General features: G+C 71.7%; 13 protein-coding genes, 1 tRNA gene and 1 pseudogene. 6 read left to right on the top strand and 9 right to left on the bottom strand.

Features of this window, described 5'->3' with window-relative positions; translation table 11 throughout:
- Positions 1-799, top strand: a pseudogene (locus HYE82_RS12155) (hypothetical protein); the annotation flags it as partial.
- Between the two features lie 110 nt (positions 800-909).
- Here HYE82_RS12155 and hppD read toward each other — a convergent pair.
- Positions 910-2,064, bottom strand: a complete 1,155-nt coding sequence (gene hppD / locus HYE82_RS12150) for a 4-hydroxyphenylpyruvate dioxygenase (RefSeq protein ID WP_179174012.1) — start codon at positions 2,062-2,064, stop codon at positions 910-912.
- Positions 2,065-2,198: 134 nt separating this feature from the next.
- Here hppD and HYE82_RS12145 point away from each other — a divergent pair, with 134 nt between their 5' ends.
- The 4 genes from HYE82_RS12145 to HYE82_RS12130 all read left to right on the top strand — a co-directional run bounded on the left by HYE82_RS12145 (position 2,199) and on the right by HYE82_RS12130 (position 5,065).
- Positions 2,199-2,669, top strand: coding sequence for an Lrp/AsnC family transcriptional regulator (locus HYE82_RS12145; RefSeq protein ID WP_179174011.1), 471 nt, complete (start codon positions 2,199-2,201; stop codon positions 2,667-2,669).
- A 90-nt stretch (positions 2,670-2,759) separates the two neighbouring features.
- Entirely contained in the window at positions 2,760-3,362 is a 603-nt protein-coding gene (locus HYE82_RS12140) for a transcriptional regulator (RefSeq protein ID WP_179174010.1), read from the top strand.
- Positions 3,363-3,533: 171 nt separating this feature from the next.
- A complete protein-coding gene (locus HYE82_RS12135) occupies positions 3,534-3,776 on the top strand; it encodes a hypothetical protein (RefSeq protein WP_179174009.1) in 243 nt (80 codons plus the stop codon).
- Entirely contained in the window at positions 3,773-5,065 is a 1,293-nt protein-coding gene (locus HYE82_RS12130; protein WP_179174008.1) for an MFS transporter, read from the top strand. Before HYE82_RS12135 ends, HYE82_RS12130 begins: the two co-directional genes overlap by 4 nt.
- Here the strand turns inward: HYE82_RS12130 and HYE82_RS12125 are convergent.
- The 6 genes from HYE82_RS12125 to HYE82_RS12100 all read right to left on the bottom strand — a co-directional run bounded on the left by HYE82_RS12125 (position 4,995) and on the right by HYE82_RS12100 (position 11,115).
- Positions 4,995-5,792, bottom strand: a complete 798-nt coding sequence (locus HYE82_RS12125; RefSeq protein WP_179174007.1) for a S16 family serine protease — start codon at positions 5,790-5,792, stop codon at positions 4,995-4,997. The genes HYE82_RS12130 and HYE82_RS12125 overlap by 71 nt on opposite strands.
- Before the next feature lie 231 nt (positions 5,793-6,023).
- On the bottom strand, positions 6,024-6,665 hold the full coding sequence (locus HYE82_RS12120) for an IclR family transcriptional regulator (protein ID WP_179174006.1): 642 nt from the start codon (positions 6,663-6,665) through the stop codon (positions 6,024-6,026).
- 424 nt (positions 6,666-7,089) lie between these two features.
- Positions 7,090-8,877, bottom strand: a complete 1,788-nt coding sequence (locus tag HYE82_RS12115) for a DEAD/DEAH box helicase (RefSeq protein WP_179174005.1) — start codon at positions 8,875-8,877, stop codon at positions 7,090-7,092.
- A gap of 117 nt (positions 8,878-8,994) precedes the next feature.
- Positions 8,995-9,411 (bottom strand): type II toxin-antitoxin system death-on-curing family toxin, encoded by a 417-nt coding sequence (locus HYE82_RS12110; protein WP_179174004.1) that lies wholly within the window; start codon positions 9,409-9,411, stop codon positions 8,995-8,997.
- Entirely contained in the window at positions 9,408-9,608 is a 201-nt protein-coding gene (locus HYE82_RS12105; protein WP_179174003.1) for a hypothetical protein, read from the bottom strand. Before HYE82_RS12105 ends, HYE82_RS12110 begins: the two co-directional genes overlap by 4 nt.
- 31 nt (positions 9,609-9,639) lie before the next feature.
- Entirely contained in the window at positions 9,640-11,115 is a 1,476-nt protein-coding gene (locus HYE82_RS12100; RefSeq protein WP_179174002.1) for an MFS transporter, read from the bottom strand.
- 191 nt (positions 11,116-11,306) lie between these two features.
- Between HYE82_RS12100 and HYE82_RS12095 the strand changes: the two genes are divergently transcribed.
- Positions 11,307-11,378 (top strand) — tRNA-Cys (locus tag HYE82_RS12095).
- Positions 11,379-11,632: 254 nt separating this feature from the next.
- Here HYE82_RS12095 and HYE82_RS12090 read toward each other — a convergent pair.
- Together HYE82_RS12090 and HYE82_RS12085 are read right to left on the bottom strand one after the other, a co-directional pair.
- Positions 11,633-12,043: a hypothetical protein gene (locus HYE82_RS12090; RefSeq protein ID WP_179174001.1), complete on the bottom strand. Its 411-nt coding sequence runs from the start codon at positions 12,041-12,043 to the stop codon at positions 11,633-11,635.
- Positions 12,040-16,785 carry a putative T7SS-secreted protein gene (locus tag HYE82_RS12085; RefSeq protein ID WP_179174000.1) on the bottom strand — a complete coding sequence of 1,582 codons (4,746 nt, stop codon included), beginning with the start codon at positions 16,783-16,785 and terminating at the stop codon, positions 12,040-12,042. Before HYE82_RS12085 ends, HYE82_RS12090 begins: the two co-directional genes overlap by 4 nt.

Genomic DNA, 16,785 nt, shown 5'->3' with positions numbered 1-16,785 from the left:
GGGCGGGGAGGCGGTACGGGACTACCGGCTGGCGCTGGGGCGGGCGCAGTCGCCGCGGCTGGCGCTGGAGCTGGTCGAGCTGCTGGAGTCGCTGGGGCGCGGGGACGAGGCGAAGGCGCCGCTCGACCTGCTGCGGGCGGCGGCCGCGAACGGGCGGGGCGGGGTGAACGAGTCGGTGGTGCTCGGCCTGTTCGAGGCGGACCACGGGGATCCCGGCGCGGCGGTGCGGCGGCTGACGGCGGAGTGGGCGCGGCACAAGAACGTGCAGGTGGCCGATGCGCTGGGGTGGGCGCTGCACCGGCTGGGCGATGATGCGGCGGCGCTGGAGTACGCGCGGAAGGCGGCGGACCGGGGGCTGCGGAGCGCGGACTTCGCCTACCACCGCGGGGTGATCGAGTGGGCGTTGGGCGACCACGCGTCGGCGCGGCGGCACCTGCAGGAGGCGGTGCGGACGAACCCGCGGTTCTCGCCGGTGCGGGGCCCGCTGGCCGTCGAGGCGCTGGCGGCGATCGGGCAGCCGCCGCCGGGCGGGCCGGAGAACGTGCAGCCGGCCGTGCCGTGGGTGCCGCCGGAGCTGCCGAAGCCGGCGGCGCCGCCGAAACCGAAGCCGGCGGCGAAGCGGGAGCCGGCCAAGCCCGCGGAGCCCGCCAAGCCCGCGGAGCCGCAGGAGTCCAGGGGGTCCGCGGAGCTCCGGGAGTCGGCAGAGCCGCGGGGGTCCGCGGAGCCCGGCAAGCCCGGGCCGGCGGAGTCCGCGCCCGAGCCCGCGCGGCCGAAGCCGACCGACCCGGCGGCGGGCTGACGCGGCCCCGGACGCGGGACAGGCCCCTGCCCGAGGGGGCGGGGGCCTGCCGTGTGCGGAACCGGGGCCGGGTCACGGCCGGGGGCACAGCCGGGCCGGGGCAGCGGGTCCTAGAGGTTGCCGCGCTTGGCCTGCTCGCGCTCGATCGCCTCGAACAGGGCCTTGAAGTTGCCCTTGCCGAAGCCCATCGAGCCGTGGCGCTCGATGATCTCGAAGAAGACGGTCGGGCGGTCCTGCACCGGCTTGGTGAAGATCTGGAGCAGGTAGCCGTCCTCGTCGCGGTCGGCGAGGATCTTCAGCTCGCGCAGGGTGTCGATCGGCACGCGGGTCTCGCCGACCCACTCGCCGAGGGTGTCGTAGTACGAGTCCGGCGTGTCGAGGAACTGCACGCCCGCCGCCCGCATCGAGCGGACGGTCGCGACGATGTCGTTCGAGGCGAGCGCGATGTGCTGGACGCCGGCGCCGCCGTAGAACTCCAGGTACTCGTCGATCTGCGACTTCTTCTTCGCGATCGCCGGCTCGTTGATCGGGAACTTCACCTTGAGGGTGCCGTCCGCGACGACCTTCGACATCAGCGCCGAGTACTCGGTCGCGATGTCGTCGCCCACGAACTCCTTCATGTTCGTGAAGCCCATGACCTTGTTGTAGAACCCGACCCACTCGTCCATCCGGCCGAGCTCGACGTTGCCGACGCAGTGGTCGATGGCCTGGAAGGTGCGCTTGGCCGGCGGCTCGACCATGGGGGCGACGGCGACGAAGCCGGGCAGGTAGGGGCCGGTGTAGTTCTTCCGCTCGACCAGGGTGTGGCGGGTCTGGCCGTAGGTGGCGATGGCGGCGAGGACGACCGTGCCGTGCTCGTCGGACACCTCGTACGGCTCGTCGAGGCCGCGGGCGCCCTGCTCGACGGCGTATGCGTATGCGGCGCGGACGTCCGGGACCTCGATGGCGAGGTCGATGACGCCGTCGCCGTGCGCGGCGACGTGCTCGGCGAGGAAGCGGCCGTGGTCGGTGCTCGCCTTGATGACCGAGGTCATGACGAAGCGGGCGGAGCCGTTGGTCAGGACGTAGCTCGCCGTCTCACGGACGCCGTTCTCCGGGCCGGAGTAGGCCACCAGCTTCATGCCGAACGCGGTCGAGTAGTAGTGCGCGGCCTGCTTGGCGTTGCCGACGGCGAAGACGACCGCGTCCATGCCCTTCACCGGGAAGGGGTCGGCCTCACGCGCGGTGTGCGGGGTGGTTTCGAGGTTCGCCAAAGACTCAGTCATGAGCGCAGAGTCCCGCCGATCCACAAGCTGCGCAATAGTTTCCTGTTCTGCTGTACAAACTGGCCAGCGCGGCGGCAGTATTGCTGAAACATCTGTGCAGTATGACCACTCGTGAGCAGCATGGAGCCGCAGCTATGGGAATCGACGAACTCGACGGTCGCCTCATCGTCCTGCTCGCCCGCGAACCGCGGATAGGGGTCCTGGAGGCCTCGCGCCGGCTGGGGGTGGCCCGCGGCACCGTGCAGGCACGGTTGGACCGGCTGCAGTCGAACGGGGTGATCCGCGGTTTCGGGCCGCAGGTGGACCCGGCCGCCCTCGGGTACCCGGTGACCGCGTTCGCCACGCTGGAGATCAAGCAGGGCCAGGGTGCCGACGTGCGGGCGCACCTGAGCGGGGTGCCGGAGGTGCTGGAGCTGCACACGACGACCGGGCACGGGGACATGCTGTGCCGGCTGGTGGCGCGCTCCAACGCCGATCTGCAGCGGGTGATCGACCGGGTCGTCGGGTTCGACGGGATCGTACGGGCGTCGACGGCAATCGTGATGGAGAACCCGGTGCCGCTGCGGGTCATCCCGCTCGTGGAGCAGGCGGCACAGGAGGGTTGAACCGGCGGCCCGCTCCGGAGGCGGGCTTTCCAAAGAAGGCGTTGCAAAGAAATCCTTGCATAGGTTTCTTTGCACGCCTACGGTTGAGGCATGCCCGAGAAGCCGGAAGCCCCTCGAACCCCGGAACCCAAGACCCGCACCCTCGACGCCCGCTCCCTGCGGGGCCTCGCCCACCCCCTGCGCATCCGCCTGCTGGGCGCCCTGCGCCAGGACGGCCCGGCCACTGCCTCGCAGCTCGCGGAGCGGTTCGGCGAGTCCAGCGGCGCCACCAGCTACCACCTGCGCCAGCTCGCCGCCCACGGGTTCGTCGAGGACGCGCCCGGGCACGGCAAGGGCCGCGAGCGCTGGTGGAAGGCCGCCCACGAGGGCACCGCCTTCGACGAGCAGCTCATGTACGACGAGGACCCCACCACCCGCGACGCAGCCGACCTCTTCCTGCACGAGATCGCGACGATCCACGCCCAGGAGCTGAACACCTGGCTCGGCAACGCCGACGCCTGGTCCCAGGGGTGGCGGCAGGCCTCGGACATCAGCGACTTCACCCTGCACCTGACCCCCGAGCAGAGCCTCGACCTCGTCCGCCGGGTGCACGACCTGATCAACAGCTACCGCGACGCGCCGCAGGACGAGACGTCCGAGACGGTCCGCTTCCACACCCACGCCTTCCCGCGCAGCGGCAGCGGCAGCGAGTAGCCACCCCCGGGCACCCCCGCACAACAGCACAGCACGCAGCACTCCCCGCACCGCACACCGCGACCGCGCAACACGCAACGCGCAACGCGCAACGCGCACCTGGAAACGGCAGGTCGCGCGCCGGTCAGCCATGCCTTCCACCGCTCCCTCACGCAGAAGGAGAGTCCTGCCATGCACGCCTTCACCCCTGCCGGCATACAGGCCGGGACCGCCCTGCCGGCCCACGCCGCCCGTACCGCCGAGCTGGCCGCCGAGGCCGCCGCCGGGCACCTGGCCCGCGAGGCCGCCCCCGCCCCCGCAGGGCCCGCCCCGGTCCGCGCCCTGCGCAACCGGCTGGGCGAGGCCCTGGTCCGCACCGGGAACCGGCTGCTGCAGCCCGGCCACGGCCACGGCCACGCCCGGGCCGCCGGATGAGCAGCCGCCCCTTCGCCGCCGTCCTCGCCGCCAACACCATCTCCACGGCGGGGAGTTCCCTCACCCTCATCGGTGTCCCCTGGTTCGTGCTGCAGACCACCGGCAGCGCCGGCCGGGCCGGGGTCGTCGCCTTCTGCGCCACTCTGCCCGTCATCGTCGCGGCCCTCGTCGCAGGCCCGGTCATCGACCGGGTCGGCCGGCGCCGGGTCTCCGCGGCCTCCGACGCCGTCTGTGCGCTCGCCGTCGGCGCGATCCCGCTGCTGCACTACGCGGACCTGCTGGAGTTCTGGATGCTGTGCGCGCTGATGGCCGTCAGCGGCCTCGTGCACACCCCGGGCCTGACCGCCCGCCACGTCCTGCTGCCCGACCTCGCCGCGCACGCCGGCACCACCGTGGCCCGGGCCGCGAGCCTGTACGACGCGGTCTTCCGCGGGGCCAGGATGATCGGGGCCGCGGCGGCCGGCGTCCTCATCGCAGTGGTCGGCGCCGAGGCCGCCCTGCTGGTGGACGCGGCCAGCTTCGCGGTGTCCGCCCTGCTGGTCGCCGTGTTCCTCCGGGGCATCCCGGCGGCCGAGCCGCAGCCGCGCCCGGAGAAGATCTCGTTCGCCCGCTACCGGGCCGAACTGGCCGAGGGCTGGGCCTTCCTGAGCCGAACGCGGCTGCTGCTGGGCGTCACCGTGATGGTGATGACGACCAACGGCCTGGACCAGGGCTGGTCTGCGGTGCTGCTGCCCGTCCACGGCCGCGACGCCCTCGGCGGGGCCACCGCGGTCGGCCTGCTCGTCGCCCTCTTCGGCGGGTTCGCACTGCTCGGCGCCCTGCTGTACGGGGCGTGGGGCGAGCGGTTCCCGCGCCGGGCGGTGTTCGCGGCCGCCTTCCTGCTCTGCGGGGCGCCCCGCTACGCGGTCGCCGCCCTCACCGACACCACCCTGCCGCTCGCGGTGACGATGGCCCTGTCCGGGCTGGGCGCGGGCATGCTCAACCCGATCCTGACCACCGTGGTCTACGAGAAGGTCCCCGACGCGCTGCGCAGCCGCGTCGCGGGCGTGTCCACCGCCGGCTGCGAGCTGACGATGCCGCTGGGCGGGCTCGCCGCGGGCCTGCTCGTCGACGGGTTCGGGACGGTCCGGGCGCTGCTCGTGTTCGGCGGGATCTACCTGCTGGCGACGCTCTCCCCGCTGGTCTTCCCGTCCTGGCGGTCCATGGAGCGGGAGCCGGTCAGCAGGACGGAGCCGGCTCCCCCCGGTTCAGCGCCCGCAGCGCGTTCACCGCGTCCGACAAGGAGCTGACCGGGATCAGCTGCAGCCCCTCGGGCAGCTCGGACGCCGCGTCCGAGCACTCCGCCTCCGGGACGAGGAACACGCTCGCCCCGTCGCGGCGGGCGGCCTGCGTCTTGAGGGCCACCCCGCCGACCGCGCCGACCTTGCCGTCCTCGGTGATGGTGCCGGTGCCGGCAACGGTGCGGCCGCCGGTGAGGTCGCCGCCGCTGCCGTCGCCGTCGAGCTTGTCGACGATGCCGAGGGAGAACAGCAGGCCGGCGCTGGGGCCGCCGACGTCGGCGAGGTTGAGGTCGACCTTGACGTCCTTCGGGTCCTTCTTCAGGAAGCCGAGGGCCGCCTGGGTGGCGTCCTCCTGCGACGCGGCCATCTGTTCCAGGTTGTGCTTCTCGATCTCCTCGTCGCTGCCGCCGGAGGGGTAGACGGCCTCCTTGGGCATGACGGAGCGGCTGCTGTCGAACCAGTCGTCGAGGAGCCGGGGCAGGCGCACGGTCGTCGACGGCCCGGTGGCCTGGATCGTGGTCATGCGCAGCTGGCCCTCGGTCGGCCGGGTCGGGGCGCCGCCGATGACGATGACCGGCTTGCCCTCGTGGGCGCCGAGCACGTCCGCCGTGAGCCCCGGCTGGGCGATCACGAAGGGCAGCGGTGCGAAGGCCGCCACGGCGAACAGGCCCAGCACGGGCACGGCGCAGACGGCCAGGGCGGCGGGACGCGAGAGACGTGAGAGGCGAGAGAGCACACGGCCAATCTATCGGGCGGCCCGGGCACGGCTGCGCCCCGGCGGCCCGGGGCGCAGCCGTTCGGGGCGCCGTACGGAACCGGTGGCCGACTTCGCACGCGGCCGGCGGCAGGCTTCGCACGCGGTCGGTGGCCGGCCTCGCCCAGGGCCTGCGGCCGGGTCCGTACGGACCTGCGGCCGGGGTCCGTACGGGGCCGGCGGCCGAAGTTCGTACGGGGCCGGCGGCGCGGGTCAGCGCAGGGCGTCGGCGACCTCGCGGGCGGCGTCCACGACCCGCGGCCCGACCCGCTCGGGCACGGCGTCGGACAGCATGACGACGCCCACGCTGCCCTCCAGCCCGCTGATCCCGACGAGCGGGGCGGCGGCGCCGCTGGCACCGGCTTCGAGTTCCCCGTGGGTCAGCGTGTACCCGGGCTCGATGAGGGTGCCCTGGCGGGCGGCGAGGATGGCCCGGCCGGCGGCCCCGCGGTCCAGGGGGTGGCGGAACCCGGCCCGGTAGGCCACGTGGTAGTCGGTCCAGGTGGGCTCCACGACGGCCACGGCGAGCGCCTCCGTCCCGTCGACGAGCGTCAGGTGCGCGGTGGCTCCTATGTCCTCGGCGAGGGCGCGCAGCGCGGGCAGCGCCGCCTCGCGCACCAGCGGGTGCACCTGCCGGCCCAGCCGCAGGACGCCGAGCCCGACGCGGGCCCGGCCGCCGAGGTCACGGCGGACCAGGGCGTGCTGCTCCAGGGTGGCCAACAGGCGGTAGACCACGGTGCGGTTGACGCCGAGACGGTTGGACAGCTCGGTGACGGTCAGACCGTGGTCGGTGTCGGCGAGCAGTTTGAGGACTCTGAGACCTCGGTCGAGAGTCTGTGAGGTTTCCGCGGTCACGAAGCCTCTCCCTCGTGGTGAGCGGCGGTGACTCTCGGGGTGGAGCGGCGCCGGTCCCACGGCGACACGCACGGAGAGGCCGCCGGTAGCGGCCATGGCACCGGCTGCGCTCCCGCGGCGGCGCTGCCACGGGGCGTTCGATGCGGGGACAGTAGCGAGCGGGTCCGCTCAGCGGAAGTCCTCGTCCAGAATCCGGGCGCGGACGGGCCTTTTATGCCGTTTCATGAGCGCGGAACACGCCGTTGTGCGCTCCCCTGCGCCCCAATACGCCTGTGCCGCCACACGAGGAACGCGGAGGCGGCGTCCGTCGCCCCCACCCACCGGAACCACCAATTCCGAAGCAGGGCGGGCCCGTACGGTGCTCCCCACCGCCGGCCCGCCCTGCACGTCGCCCCTACGCGTCGCCTCCACGTCGCCTGCGCGGTCAGCGCATGCGGGTGGCCCACTCCTGGACCTTCTTGATCCGCTCCTGCAGCTGCCCGGCCGTCGCCTCCGCGCTCGGCGGGCCGCCGCACACCCGGCGCAGCTCGGTGTGGATCACCCCGTGCGGCTTGCCGCTCTGGTGGACGTACGCGCCCACCATCGTGTTCAGCGACCGGCGCAGCTCCAGCAGTTCCTTGTGCGAGACCACCGGGCGGCGCTCGGCCGGCAGCTCCAGCAGGTCGGCATCCGCGTCCGGCTTGCGCCGGCTGTGCGCGATCTGCCGCGACTGCCGCTTCTGCAGCAGCAGCTGCACTTGGTCCGGCTCCAGCAGGCCCGGGATGCCGAGGTAGTCCTGCTCCTCCTCGCTGCCGGGGTGCGCCTGCATGCCGAACTCGGCGCCGTCGTACAGGACCCGGTCGAAGACGGCGTCGGACTCCAGCGCCTCGAAGGACATCTGCTCGTCCTCGCCGGTGTCCTCGTCCTCCTGCCGGTTGGCCTCCTCCATCTCCTTCTCGGACTGGGCGTACGGGTCGTCGTCCTCGCCCGCCTTCTTCGGCCGGTCCAGGACGTGGTCGCGCTCGACCTCCATCTCGTTGGCGAAGCCGAGCAGGTACGGGATCGTCGGAAGGAACACGGAGGCGGTCTCGCCGCGCCTGCGCGAACGCACGAACCGGCCGACGGCCTGCGCGAAGAACAGCGGCGTCGAGATCGTCGTCGCGTACACGCCCACCGCGAGACGGGGCACGTCGACGCCCTCCGACACCATGCGGACCGCGACCATCCACCGGTCGGTGTTCCCGCTGAAGGTGTCGATGTTCTTCGAGGCACCCGCGTCGTCGGAGAGCACGAGGGTGGCCTTGGTGCCGGTGATCTCGCGGATCAGCTTGGCGTACGCCCGGGCCGAGTCCTGGTCGGCGGCGATGACGAGGCCGCCCGCGTCCGGGATGCCCTTGCGGACCTCGGTCAGCCGCTGGTCGGCGGCGCGCAGCACGTTCGGCATCCAGTCGCCGCGCGGGTCGAGCGCGGTCCGCCAGGCCTGGCTGATCGCGTCCTTGGTCATCGGCTCGCCGAGCTTGGCGGCGATCTCGTCGCCGGCCTTGGTGCGCCAGCGCATGTTGCCGCTGTAGGAGAGGAAGATGACCGGCCGGACGACGCCGTCGCCGAGCGCGTGGCCGTAGCCGTACGTGTAGTCCGCGGACGAGCGGCGGATCCCGTCGTTGCCCTCCTCGTACGTGACGAAGGGGATCGGGTTCGTGTCGGACCGGAACGGGGTGCCGGTCAGGGCCAGGCGGCGGGTCGCCGGGTCGAAGGCCTCCAGGCAGGCTTCGCCCCAGGAGCGGGAGTCGCCGGCGTGGTGGATCTCGTCGAGGATGACGAGGGTCTTGCGCTGCTCGCAGCGGTTGCGGTGCAGCATCGGTCGGACGCCGACACCGGCGTAGGTGACGGCGACCCCGTGGTACTCGCGGCTCAGCGGGCCCGCCGAGTACTCGGGGTCGAGCCGGATGCCTATGCGGGCGGCGGCCTCCGCCCACTGCTTCTTCAGGTGCTCGGTCGGCGCGACCACGGTCACCTGCTGCACCACGTGGTGGTGCAGCAGCCAGGAGGCGAGGGTCAGCGCGAAGGTGGTCTTGCCGGCGCCTGGGGTGGCGACGGCGAGGAAGTCACGCGGCTGGGTCTGGATGTACTTGTCCAGCGCGCCCTGTTGCCAGGCACGCAGTTTGCTGGCGGTACCCCACGGCGCGCGGCCGGGGAAGGCGGGTGAGAGGTGGTGGGAGGCGGTAGTAGTCACGGTCTCCGGTTCGGGCTCTCGACGGCGTTCGTTCGAAGGACAACCGGGCCACCCTACCGGGGCCGGCCCGCCCCTCGCGGAGGGACAGGCCCGTGACCTCGGGCGGTGCGGCGAGTGTCACACCGGCCGCAACTCCCGCAGCCGGGAAGCGATCACCGGCACCTCGGCCTCGGCCCCGGACGCCACGTCGACGACCAGGCCGTACGCGGCGTCCTGGTCGACGGCCGCCGGGTCGATGCCGTTCACGGCGAGGAACGTCGCGGCCGCGAGCCAGGCGGTGCGCTTGTTCCCGTCGACCAGGGGATGGTTCGTCGCGATGCCGTGGAGCAGCGCGGCAGCCTGCTCGTACGGGTCCTCGTACGCCGGCGTCCCGAACATGCGGGCCCGCGGCCGGTGCACCGCCGACTCCAGCAGGCCGGGGGCGCGCAACTCGACGGGCTGGTCCTGGGCCAGGCAGGCGTGCCGGGCCAGGTCGAGCACCTCGGCGAGGGTGAGGTGCCGCACAGGAGCGGTGATGGTGTGGTTCGCGGTCATGCGCCGAGCCGCTTCAGGAGCGGGGCGTGCTGCCGGGCCAGCCGGGCCGCCGCAGCGCCGACCTGCTCGCGCTCCCGGCGCAGGTGCTCGCGTACGGCTGCGGCGGCATGCTCCTCGGGCGTGGAGCCGGTGGCGTCGGCGAGGTCGGCGAGCTCCGCGCACTCGGCGGCGGAGAGCCGGACGATCAGCTCGTTCATGCACGCAGCGTAGCGACGCGGCGCTGGCCGATCAGCCGATTTCCGTGGCCGGGCGCTCGTGCAGGCGGGTGGCGACCCAGGCGCCGACCAGCGCGACCGCGGCCATCGGCAGGAAGACGACGGCGAAGGCGGCGGGATGCGAGGCGGCGGCGCTGGCCGCCTCCCCGGCCGCGTGGGCGGCGGCCCCCACCGCGCCCCCGCCCAGCGCGGCGAACGCGGCCCCGCCCGCGGCCAGCAGCACCACGTTCGCCAGGGCGTCGGAGATCTGCAGCGCGGCGGAGTTCGCCCCCGCCTCCTCCGGCGCCGACAGCTTCAGCAGCAGCACGCTCGTCGACCCGATCACGAGCCCCATGCCGAGACAGCCGATGCCCCAGGTCAGGGCCAGCGACCACACCGGCACCCACGGCACCAGCACCGCCGGCGCCGCGGCGATCGCGAACGCCACCAGCACCATCCCGAGCACCATCAGCCGCTCCCGGTACGGCGCCACCCGGCCCGTGGACTGGATCCACGAACCGCCCGCCCAGGTCAGCCCGCCCAGCGCCAGCGAGAACCCGGCCAGCGTCGGGCTCAGCCCCCGCTGAGTGACCAGCATCAGCGGCACGAAGCTCTCGGCCGCGATGAACGAGCCCGCCGCGACCCCGCGCAGCAGGACCACCGACGGCAGCCCGCGCCGCGCCAGGTACGTCCCGCGCGGCAGCAGCCCCAGCACGGCGGGCACCAGCAGGCCCGCCCCGACGGCCCCCGGCAGCAGCGACCACCACCGCAGGTCCTGGGCGGCGTACTGGAGCAGCCCCGCCCCGAGGGAGATCCCGAACGCCAGCCGGATCCGGCGCCGGTCGAACGCGACGGGCGGCGCGTCCGGATCGACCGGCCCGGCCGCGGTCCGCCGTATCGCGGGCAGCGCGACCGCGAGCGGTACGACGACCAGCACCGGAATCCCGAGGAACACCCACCGCCAGCCGAGGTGCTCGGTGACCGTCCCCGCGGCCAGCGGCCCGACGATCGACGGGACCACCCAGCTCGCGGCGAAGGCAGCCATGATCGCGGGCCGCAGCCGCTCCTCGTAGGCCCGGCTCACCACCACGTACAGGGCGACGATGACGAGCCCCCCGCCGAAGCCCTGCACCGCCCGGCCCAGCACGAACACCCACATGGCCGTCGCGGTCCCGGCCAGGACCAGCCCGGCGGCGAACGCCCCGATCCCCGCGGTCAGCGCCCGCAGCGGCCCGCGGCGGTCACACCACTGCCCGGACAGCACCATCCCGAAGAGACTGGTGGTGAAGTAAGCAGAAAACGCAAAGGCATAGACCCCGATCCCGTCGAGCTCGCGCGCGGCGACGGGCATGGCGGTGCCGACGGCGGTGGCCTCGAAGGCGATCAGGAAGATGCAGGAGATCATCCCGATGCTGAGCGTCCGGTACGCGGACCCGAGAATCCCGCCCTGGTCAGGAGGCGGGACGGGGGATGTACCGGTCTGCGAGACACGGGGCTCAAGGACGCTCATCGCCTCAGCGTAAGCGGCACACCCCACTTCCGCCCCTGTCCGTCAGACGGAACCCCCCTCATCCGCAGGACCTAGGCCGAGAGCCGCAGGCCCCGGCCTGTGAACACAGCATGGCGGTCTCATTGCACCCCCGGGGGCTCCCTTCCGGGGCCGCCCCCGCCCCCCATACGGTCGTACCCGAAGCCAAACAAGGCCGTGTGCCCGAGTGGTTGAGGGACTCGATTGCAAATCGAGCAACACCGGTTCGATTCCGGTCACGGCTTCTGAAGCTGGTCTGACCAGCGGAGACGAGCGGAGCAGAGCGGTTGGCGGCACCGTTGCCACGGTGCCAGGTCAACCGCCTGCGCGCTTGAGATCGGACGTAGAGCGGCCAGCCTGGCACCCCGAACCGGGGATGCCCATGACTGCCGGCACTGCGACGAAGCCGCTTAACAACGGGCGTGGGGGTGACCACAGCGGGCCAGGCAGAGACGTCTGTCCGGCCCCACCGCCCTCGCCACTTGGCTCTTCCTCCGACTCAGCGCCAGTGGTTGGTGTCCACGATCTCGCCGGTCTCCAGGTCGATGCGGCCCTGGAAGTCGCCCGCGTTGCGGGTGACCATGACCAGGAGTGGCCTCCCGTCCTGTGGGAAGGCGGTGTAGAAGCCGTGCACGTCGTTTGGGTCCGGCAACAGGTTGCGCGGTGGGCGCAGTCGGAACCGCTCCGAGCCGTCAGCCTGGTAGACCACCGCGTTGTCCGATGGGGTGAAGGGCGCGCTGTTGATCGCTTCCACCACCAGCACCAGCGTCTCGTCGTACTCCCGCCACGCCAGGACGATCCGTGGTGGCAGCTCATACTTCTTCTCGACATCCCCGGCGGGGCCACTCCAACGGATGGTGGTGTCACCCCGGGTCCAGGTGACCACGACATCGGGCTCTTCTGCTGTCACTTGGGAATCTCCTTAGGTGGGCCGACTGGTATCAACCGGGCTCGGTCTGTGAATTCCATGATCTCTATTTGAGTCCCACCACCGGGCAGACGGCCCAGCTTCTCGTCCATCTGAGGTCCGATGATGCTCTCCTGGACGAGGATCGGGTCACCGTCGGAGATGCGGTAGCGCTGCAGGAGCGAGACGTCGGGCTTCCAGTCGGTGCGGACGGCCATCTGGTCGCGAACGTACTGCTGGTTGGGGACGTCGTCGAACGTACCGAATCCGCCCGGATCGGTCTGACCGCGGGAGATCACCATGTTGAACTCCTCGCCCGGCTTGGCGAAGCGCGCGACGATAGTCGACCCCTCCAGGTGCGGGACGGTGTCACCACGCTTGGACGGGGGCAGGGCTTTCTGTTCCTGGTCCTTCTTTGGGCAGCCACTGAGGCCCAGCGGGTCCACCCACACGTGCGGGTTGGTGACGTAGGCGACCGGGTTCGGGGCCGGCGCGAGGCCCAGTGGGTCGCTCGTCAGGTAGCGGGCGGTTTCCGGGTCGTAGGTGCGGAAGTAGTTGTGGTGGAGGCCGGTTTCTGGATCGTGGTACTGGCCTGGGAAGCGCAGCGGGGTGTAGGCGGATGCGTCCCGGTTCCAGCTTGTCTTGCCCCATACCGTCGAACGGGTGCGCCAGGCGACCTCGCCCTGTTCGTCGATGAGCTCGGTCGGGGTTCCGACCAGGTCGGTGACGATGGCGAAGAACCGGCTGTCGATCTCCTCCTGCGACGCCTTCGATTCCCTCGCCCCTTGCTGTACCTGGCGTATGGACTCCGCCTGCGTGAGCGGGTGCAGGCAGGAGTGCGTCCAGGTGAGCGTGACCTCGTGCGGGTTCCCTGCCGAGCGTGTCGTTTGCTCGATGAGGGTTGGACCGTCCCATGTGAAGACGGTCTCCTCCACGACCTCGTCCGACTTCGCCGATGTCTCATGTGAGGCATCGCTCGAGGCAAGGCGCTGCTTCGCGGCACGGCGGCCCAGCGCGTCGTAGCGGTAGCGCCAGCGCGTCCCGTCCGGGGTGGTTACCTCTGTGAGCCGGTCGTCCGCGTCCCAGGTGTAGTGCCAGGTGTCCGGCTTCCGGGAGAGGCGGGTCTTCTGCCGCAGGATCACGCGGCCTTGGGCGTCGTGCTCATAGCGGACACGGCCCGCCCGGGTGATCCGCGTTCCAGTGTAGGCGCGGTCGCCGATGGCTTCCGCGCCCAGCTGCTCCGGCCAGGCGGCCGAGGTCTGGTTGCCCGCCTCGTCGTAGGCATAGCGCTCCGACCAGGAAGCGGCGTCCACGGCGGTAACCCGGGAGGCGGAGTCCAGGGTGAAGGTCCGCGGCCCCGTGGCCTCGTCGTCGATGGCCAGCAGATTGCCGTCGGCACGGTAGCTGTAGCCGCGGCGCAGCAGGGTCCGCTGGTCCGGGCCGGTGATGTGTCGGGTGGTGAGCCGGCCAGCCGCGTCGAAGGTTTGGTGGAGTTCGGTGGTGTCGCCGATGCGGCGCGTCAGTTCACGGCCGGCGGCGTCTCGCTCGAAGGTCAGGGTCCGGCCCGAGGCGGTGATCTCGGTGCAGTGGCCGCCCGCGTCGTACCTCCAGCGGGTCTCCGCCCCGGTGGGGGTGGTCATGGTGACCGGTCGGCTTAGCTCGTCGTACGCGTAGCGGACCGTGCGGCCGTCGACTTGCTCCTCGACCAGTCGGCCGTGCCGGTCGCGGATGCGGACCAGCGTGGTGCCGTCGGAGGAGACCGCCGCCGCCGGCAGGTCGAAGACGTCGAACTCGAACGTCGCCGTACCGGCGGGGGAGGTCTTGCGGATGATTCGGCCGAGCACGTCCCGCTCGTACGCGATCTCCTCACCCAGACCGTTTGTGCGGGAGCGTAGCCGTCCGGTCGGGTCGTAGGAGTAGCTCAGGGTCAGGCCGTCGAAATCGGTCTCCGATGTCAGCCGCCCCGCCGCGTCGTACTTGTACTCCCAGGTCAGTCCCTGGGGGTTGCGTACGCCCGTCAGCCGCAGCAACGCGTCGTAGGTGTACTCGTGCCGTACGCCGTCGGGCCCGGTCCGGGCGGCGAGGAGGTCGAAGTGGGTGTACTCGAAACGGGTCACCCCACCCGCCGGGTCGGTGAAGGCGGTGCAGTTGCCCTCGCCGTCGTAACTCCACACCGACTCGGCGCCGTCCGGGTCCACCCGGCGGGCGGGGAGCCCCTCCGGAGTCCACTCCACGGTCGTCACCCCGCCGAGCGGGTCGGTCACGCGCACTGGGCGCCCGAACGCGTCCCGCTCGCATCGGGAGGTGGCGCCGAGGGGGTCCGTGATGGTGAGTGGCAGACCGGCCGCGTCGGTTGTGTAGCGGGTGACGGCGCCCAGCGGATTGGTCACTGTGACGACGTGGCCGCGTTCGTCGTAGCCGAACGTGGTGACGGCACCCGCCGAGGTGGTAAGCGACGTGCGGTTGCCGCGCTCGTCGTAAGTCTGGCGGATGATCGTGCCGTCGGCATTGGCCACGCGTACCGGCAGGCCAAGCTCGTCGTACTCGATGCCGGCGGTGCGGCCGTCGGGACGTATCGCGCGGGTGATCCGCCCCGCTTCGTCGTACTCCTGGAGACAGGTAGCGCCCAGCGGATCGGTACGGCTGATCACGCGGCCGCGGCTGTCGTACTGGTAGCGGGTGACCGCGCCCAGCGGGTCGATCTCGGCGACGACCCGGTACCGGTCATCGATCAGGTAGCGGCGGGTGTGCCCCTCGGGGGTGGTGACGGCGGTGATCCGGTTGCCGGTCTTCGGCTCCCGTGCGTCGTATGAGAGCGTCAATGCGAGGTGGCCCTCGCTGCCGCCCTGCGCAACACACCGGTTCTGATCGTCGTAGGTGTAGTCGTAGCGACTGTTGTTGGTGTCGGTCCAGGAGGTGATGCGTCCGCGGTCGTCATAGGTCAAGCGGAGCGGCAGGCTGGAGGAATTGGTGACCTCAGTGAGGTTTCCGTCGGTATAGCCGTACGCGAGGATCCGCGGGCCGTCGGCCAGGTGGAGGGCGGTGACGCGGCCGTCGGCGGTGTCGAAGCGGAGACGGTAGCCGCCAGAGTGGGATATCCCGAGCGGGACGCCCTGGTCGTCGTACTCGAAAGTGATCAGGTTGCCATTGCGGTCTTCGATCTGGGCGATCGGCGCAATGCCGTCCTCGGCTCCGTCCGCCGGCGGGCTGAAGCGGCGTACGTGCCCGGAAGCCGGGTCCGTCAGCACCCAATCACCATCCGGCATGCGCTCCAGCGGGCGGAGCGGCCCAGTCCCGGGCATAACCGGGACTCCGGGAGCAGGATGCGGATAGGCAACGAGCAACCCGTCCTCGGAGACCAGCACGACGCCCGCGGCGTCTATCTCAAGGTGCTGGTCGATCGTTGACGCCCAAGACGGGCCGAACCAGCGGCCGGCCGTGTACCCAGATTCCGCGCGCCGGACGAAGGCCAGAGGCAGGGTGCCGGGGAGCACGATGTCGGTCTGAGGCAGGAACATCCGGCCGGTTGCCAGATCGATCGGGTCGGTGTCGCCTGTGGTCGTCCCACTGTCCGGGGTGCTGTGAGCGTCGGGACCGTCGTTGTCCAGGCCCTGGCGGGCGGGGCCTTTGGTGTCTTCCAGGTGCTTGGCGGCGGTGGCGGCCTTCTTCGCGGCGCCGGCGCCCTTGGAGCCGCCCAGTTCGAAAAGGAACTTGCCGATGCCCTCGTTGGAGTCCTTCATGAAGTCGTCGAGCATCTTCTTGCCCGCGCCCCACGGGTCGTTGGCCATCGTGACCAGGCCCGCCGCGGTGGAGTTCAGGCTCGTCACGTACTCGGCGGGGTGGGTGATGTTGTACGGGTCGGCCGGGTTCAGGCTCCGCGCGAAGCTGACCATGCCGGCGGCGCCCTTGATGACACCGCCGGCGAGGTGGGTCTTGGCGAGGTCGACATAGTCCATGCCGTCGGCGAGCTGCTCGGCGTAGGAGGGTTTGGGCGGGGCTGCGTCGCGGGCGGTCCGGACGGCGGTTCGGACGGTTTCGGCGACGTCGTTGCGCTGTTTGCGGGCGTTGTCGAGTTTGTCCTGGGCGGCGGTGGCCATGGCCTTGCCCGGGTCGTCGTATGTGTCGGCGGGGCGGGGCGGGAGGTGTTCCTTCTTCGCCTCGGCCGCGTCGCGGTATGCGTCGACGAGTTTCTTGTGGGCGTTGTAGGCGTCCTGTGAGGCCTTCTTCGCCGCGTTGTAGTCGTCGAGGGCTTCTTTCGCCTTGTTCTGGGCCCATTCGACGGTCTCGGCGAACTGGCTCATGGCCTGGGCGGCGTCGCCGAAGGCCTTCGCTGCCTTGAACCAGCGCGGCGGCTCCTTGGCCACCGCCTCCCGGAACGCGGTCGCGGCCGCGCCTTTGAGTCCGTCCGGCTCGGCCAGGTTCTTCAGGCCGTTGCCGACGGAGGTGAAGGACTCCTTGAAGTCGTTCAGGTGCCCGACCTGTTCGCGGATCTTCGCGGGGCTGCCGTAGATGAGCCTCTTGGGGTCCTCGGTCTGGCCGAGCTCGAGCTCGGCGACGTCCGCGCCGAGCTGGTTGGCCGCCGAGCGGCTCTTGTCGCGGACCCAGTCGCCCGCGCTCTCCCACCCCATGTCGTCGGCGACGCCGGCGACGTTGTCGCCGCCCAGCTCGATCAGCTCGCCAAGGTCCTCTGCCCTGTCCTCGACCCAGTCTTCTGCCGAATCCGGTATGAGATCCCGCCAGCCCAT

The sequence above is a fragment of the Streptomyces sp. BR123 genome, from assembly GCF_013401435.1.
GTDB lineage: Bacteria > Actinomycetota > Actinomycetes > Streptomycetales > Streptomycetaceae > Streptomyces.
Note: the sequence above shows the minus strand (reverse complement) of the source record. Positions and strands in the feature narration are given on the sequence as shown.

Excerpts from the sequence above, each read along its gene's own strand:
- hppD (WP_179174012.1), bottom strand. The coding sequence starts at position 2,064 with ATGACTGAGTCTTTGGCGAACCTCGAAACCACCCCGCACACCGCGCGT.
- HYE82_RS12145 (WP_179174011.1), top strand. The coding sequence starts at position 2,199 with ATGGGAATCGACGAACTCGACGGTCGCCTCATCGTCCTGCTCGCCCGC.
- HYE82_RS12140 (WP_179174010.1), top strand. The coding sequence starts at position 2,760 with ATGCCCGAGAAGCCGGAAGCCCCTCGAACCCCGGAACCCAAGACCCGC.
- HYE82_RS12135 (WP_179174009.1), top strand. The coding sequence starts at position 3,534 with ATGCACGCCTTCACCCCTGCCGGCATACAGGCCGGGACCGCCCTGCCG.
- HYE82_RS12130 (WP_179174008.1), top strand. The coding sequence starts at position 3,773 with ATGAGCAGCCGCCCCTTCGCCGCCGTCCTCGCCGCCAACACCATCTCC.
- HYE82_RS12110 (WP_179174004.1), bottom strand. The coding sequence starts at position 9,411 with ATGACCGCGAACCACACCATCACCGCTCCTGTGCGGCACCTCACCCTC.
- HYE82_RS12105 (WP_179174003.1), bottom strand. The coding sequence starts at position 9,608 with ATGAACGAGCTGATCGTCCGGCTCTCCGCCGCCGAGTGCGCGGAGCTC.
- HYE82_RS12100 (WP_179174002.1), bottom strand. The coding sequence starts at position 11,115 with ATGAGCGTCCTTGAGCCCCGTGTCTCGCAGACCGGTACATCCCCCGTC.
- HYE82_RS12085 (WP_179174000.1), bottom strand. The coding sequence starts at position 16,785 with ATGGGCTGGCGGGATCTCATACCGGATTCGGCAGAAGACTGGGTCGAG.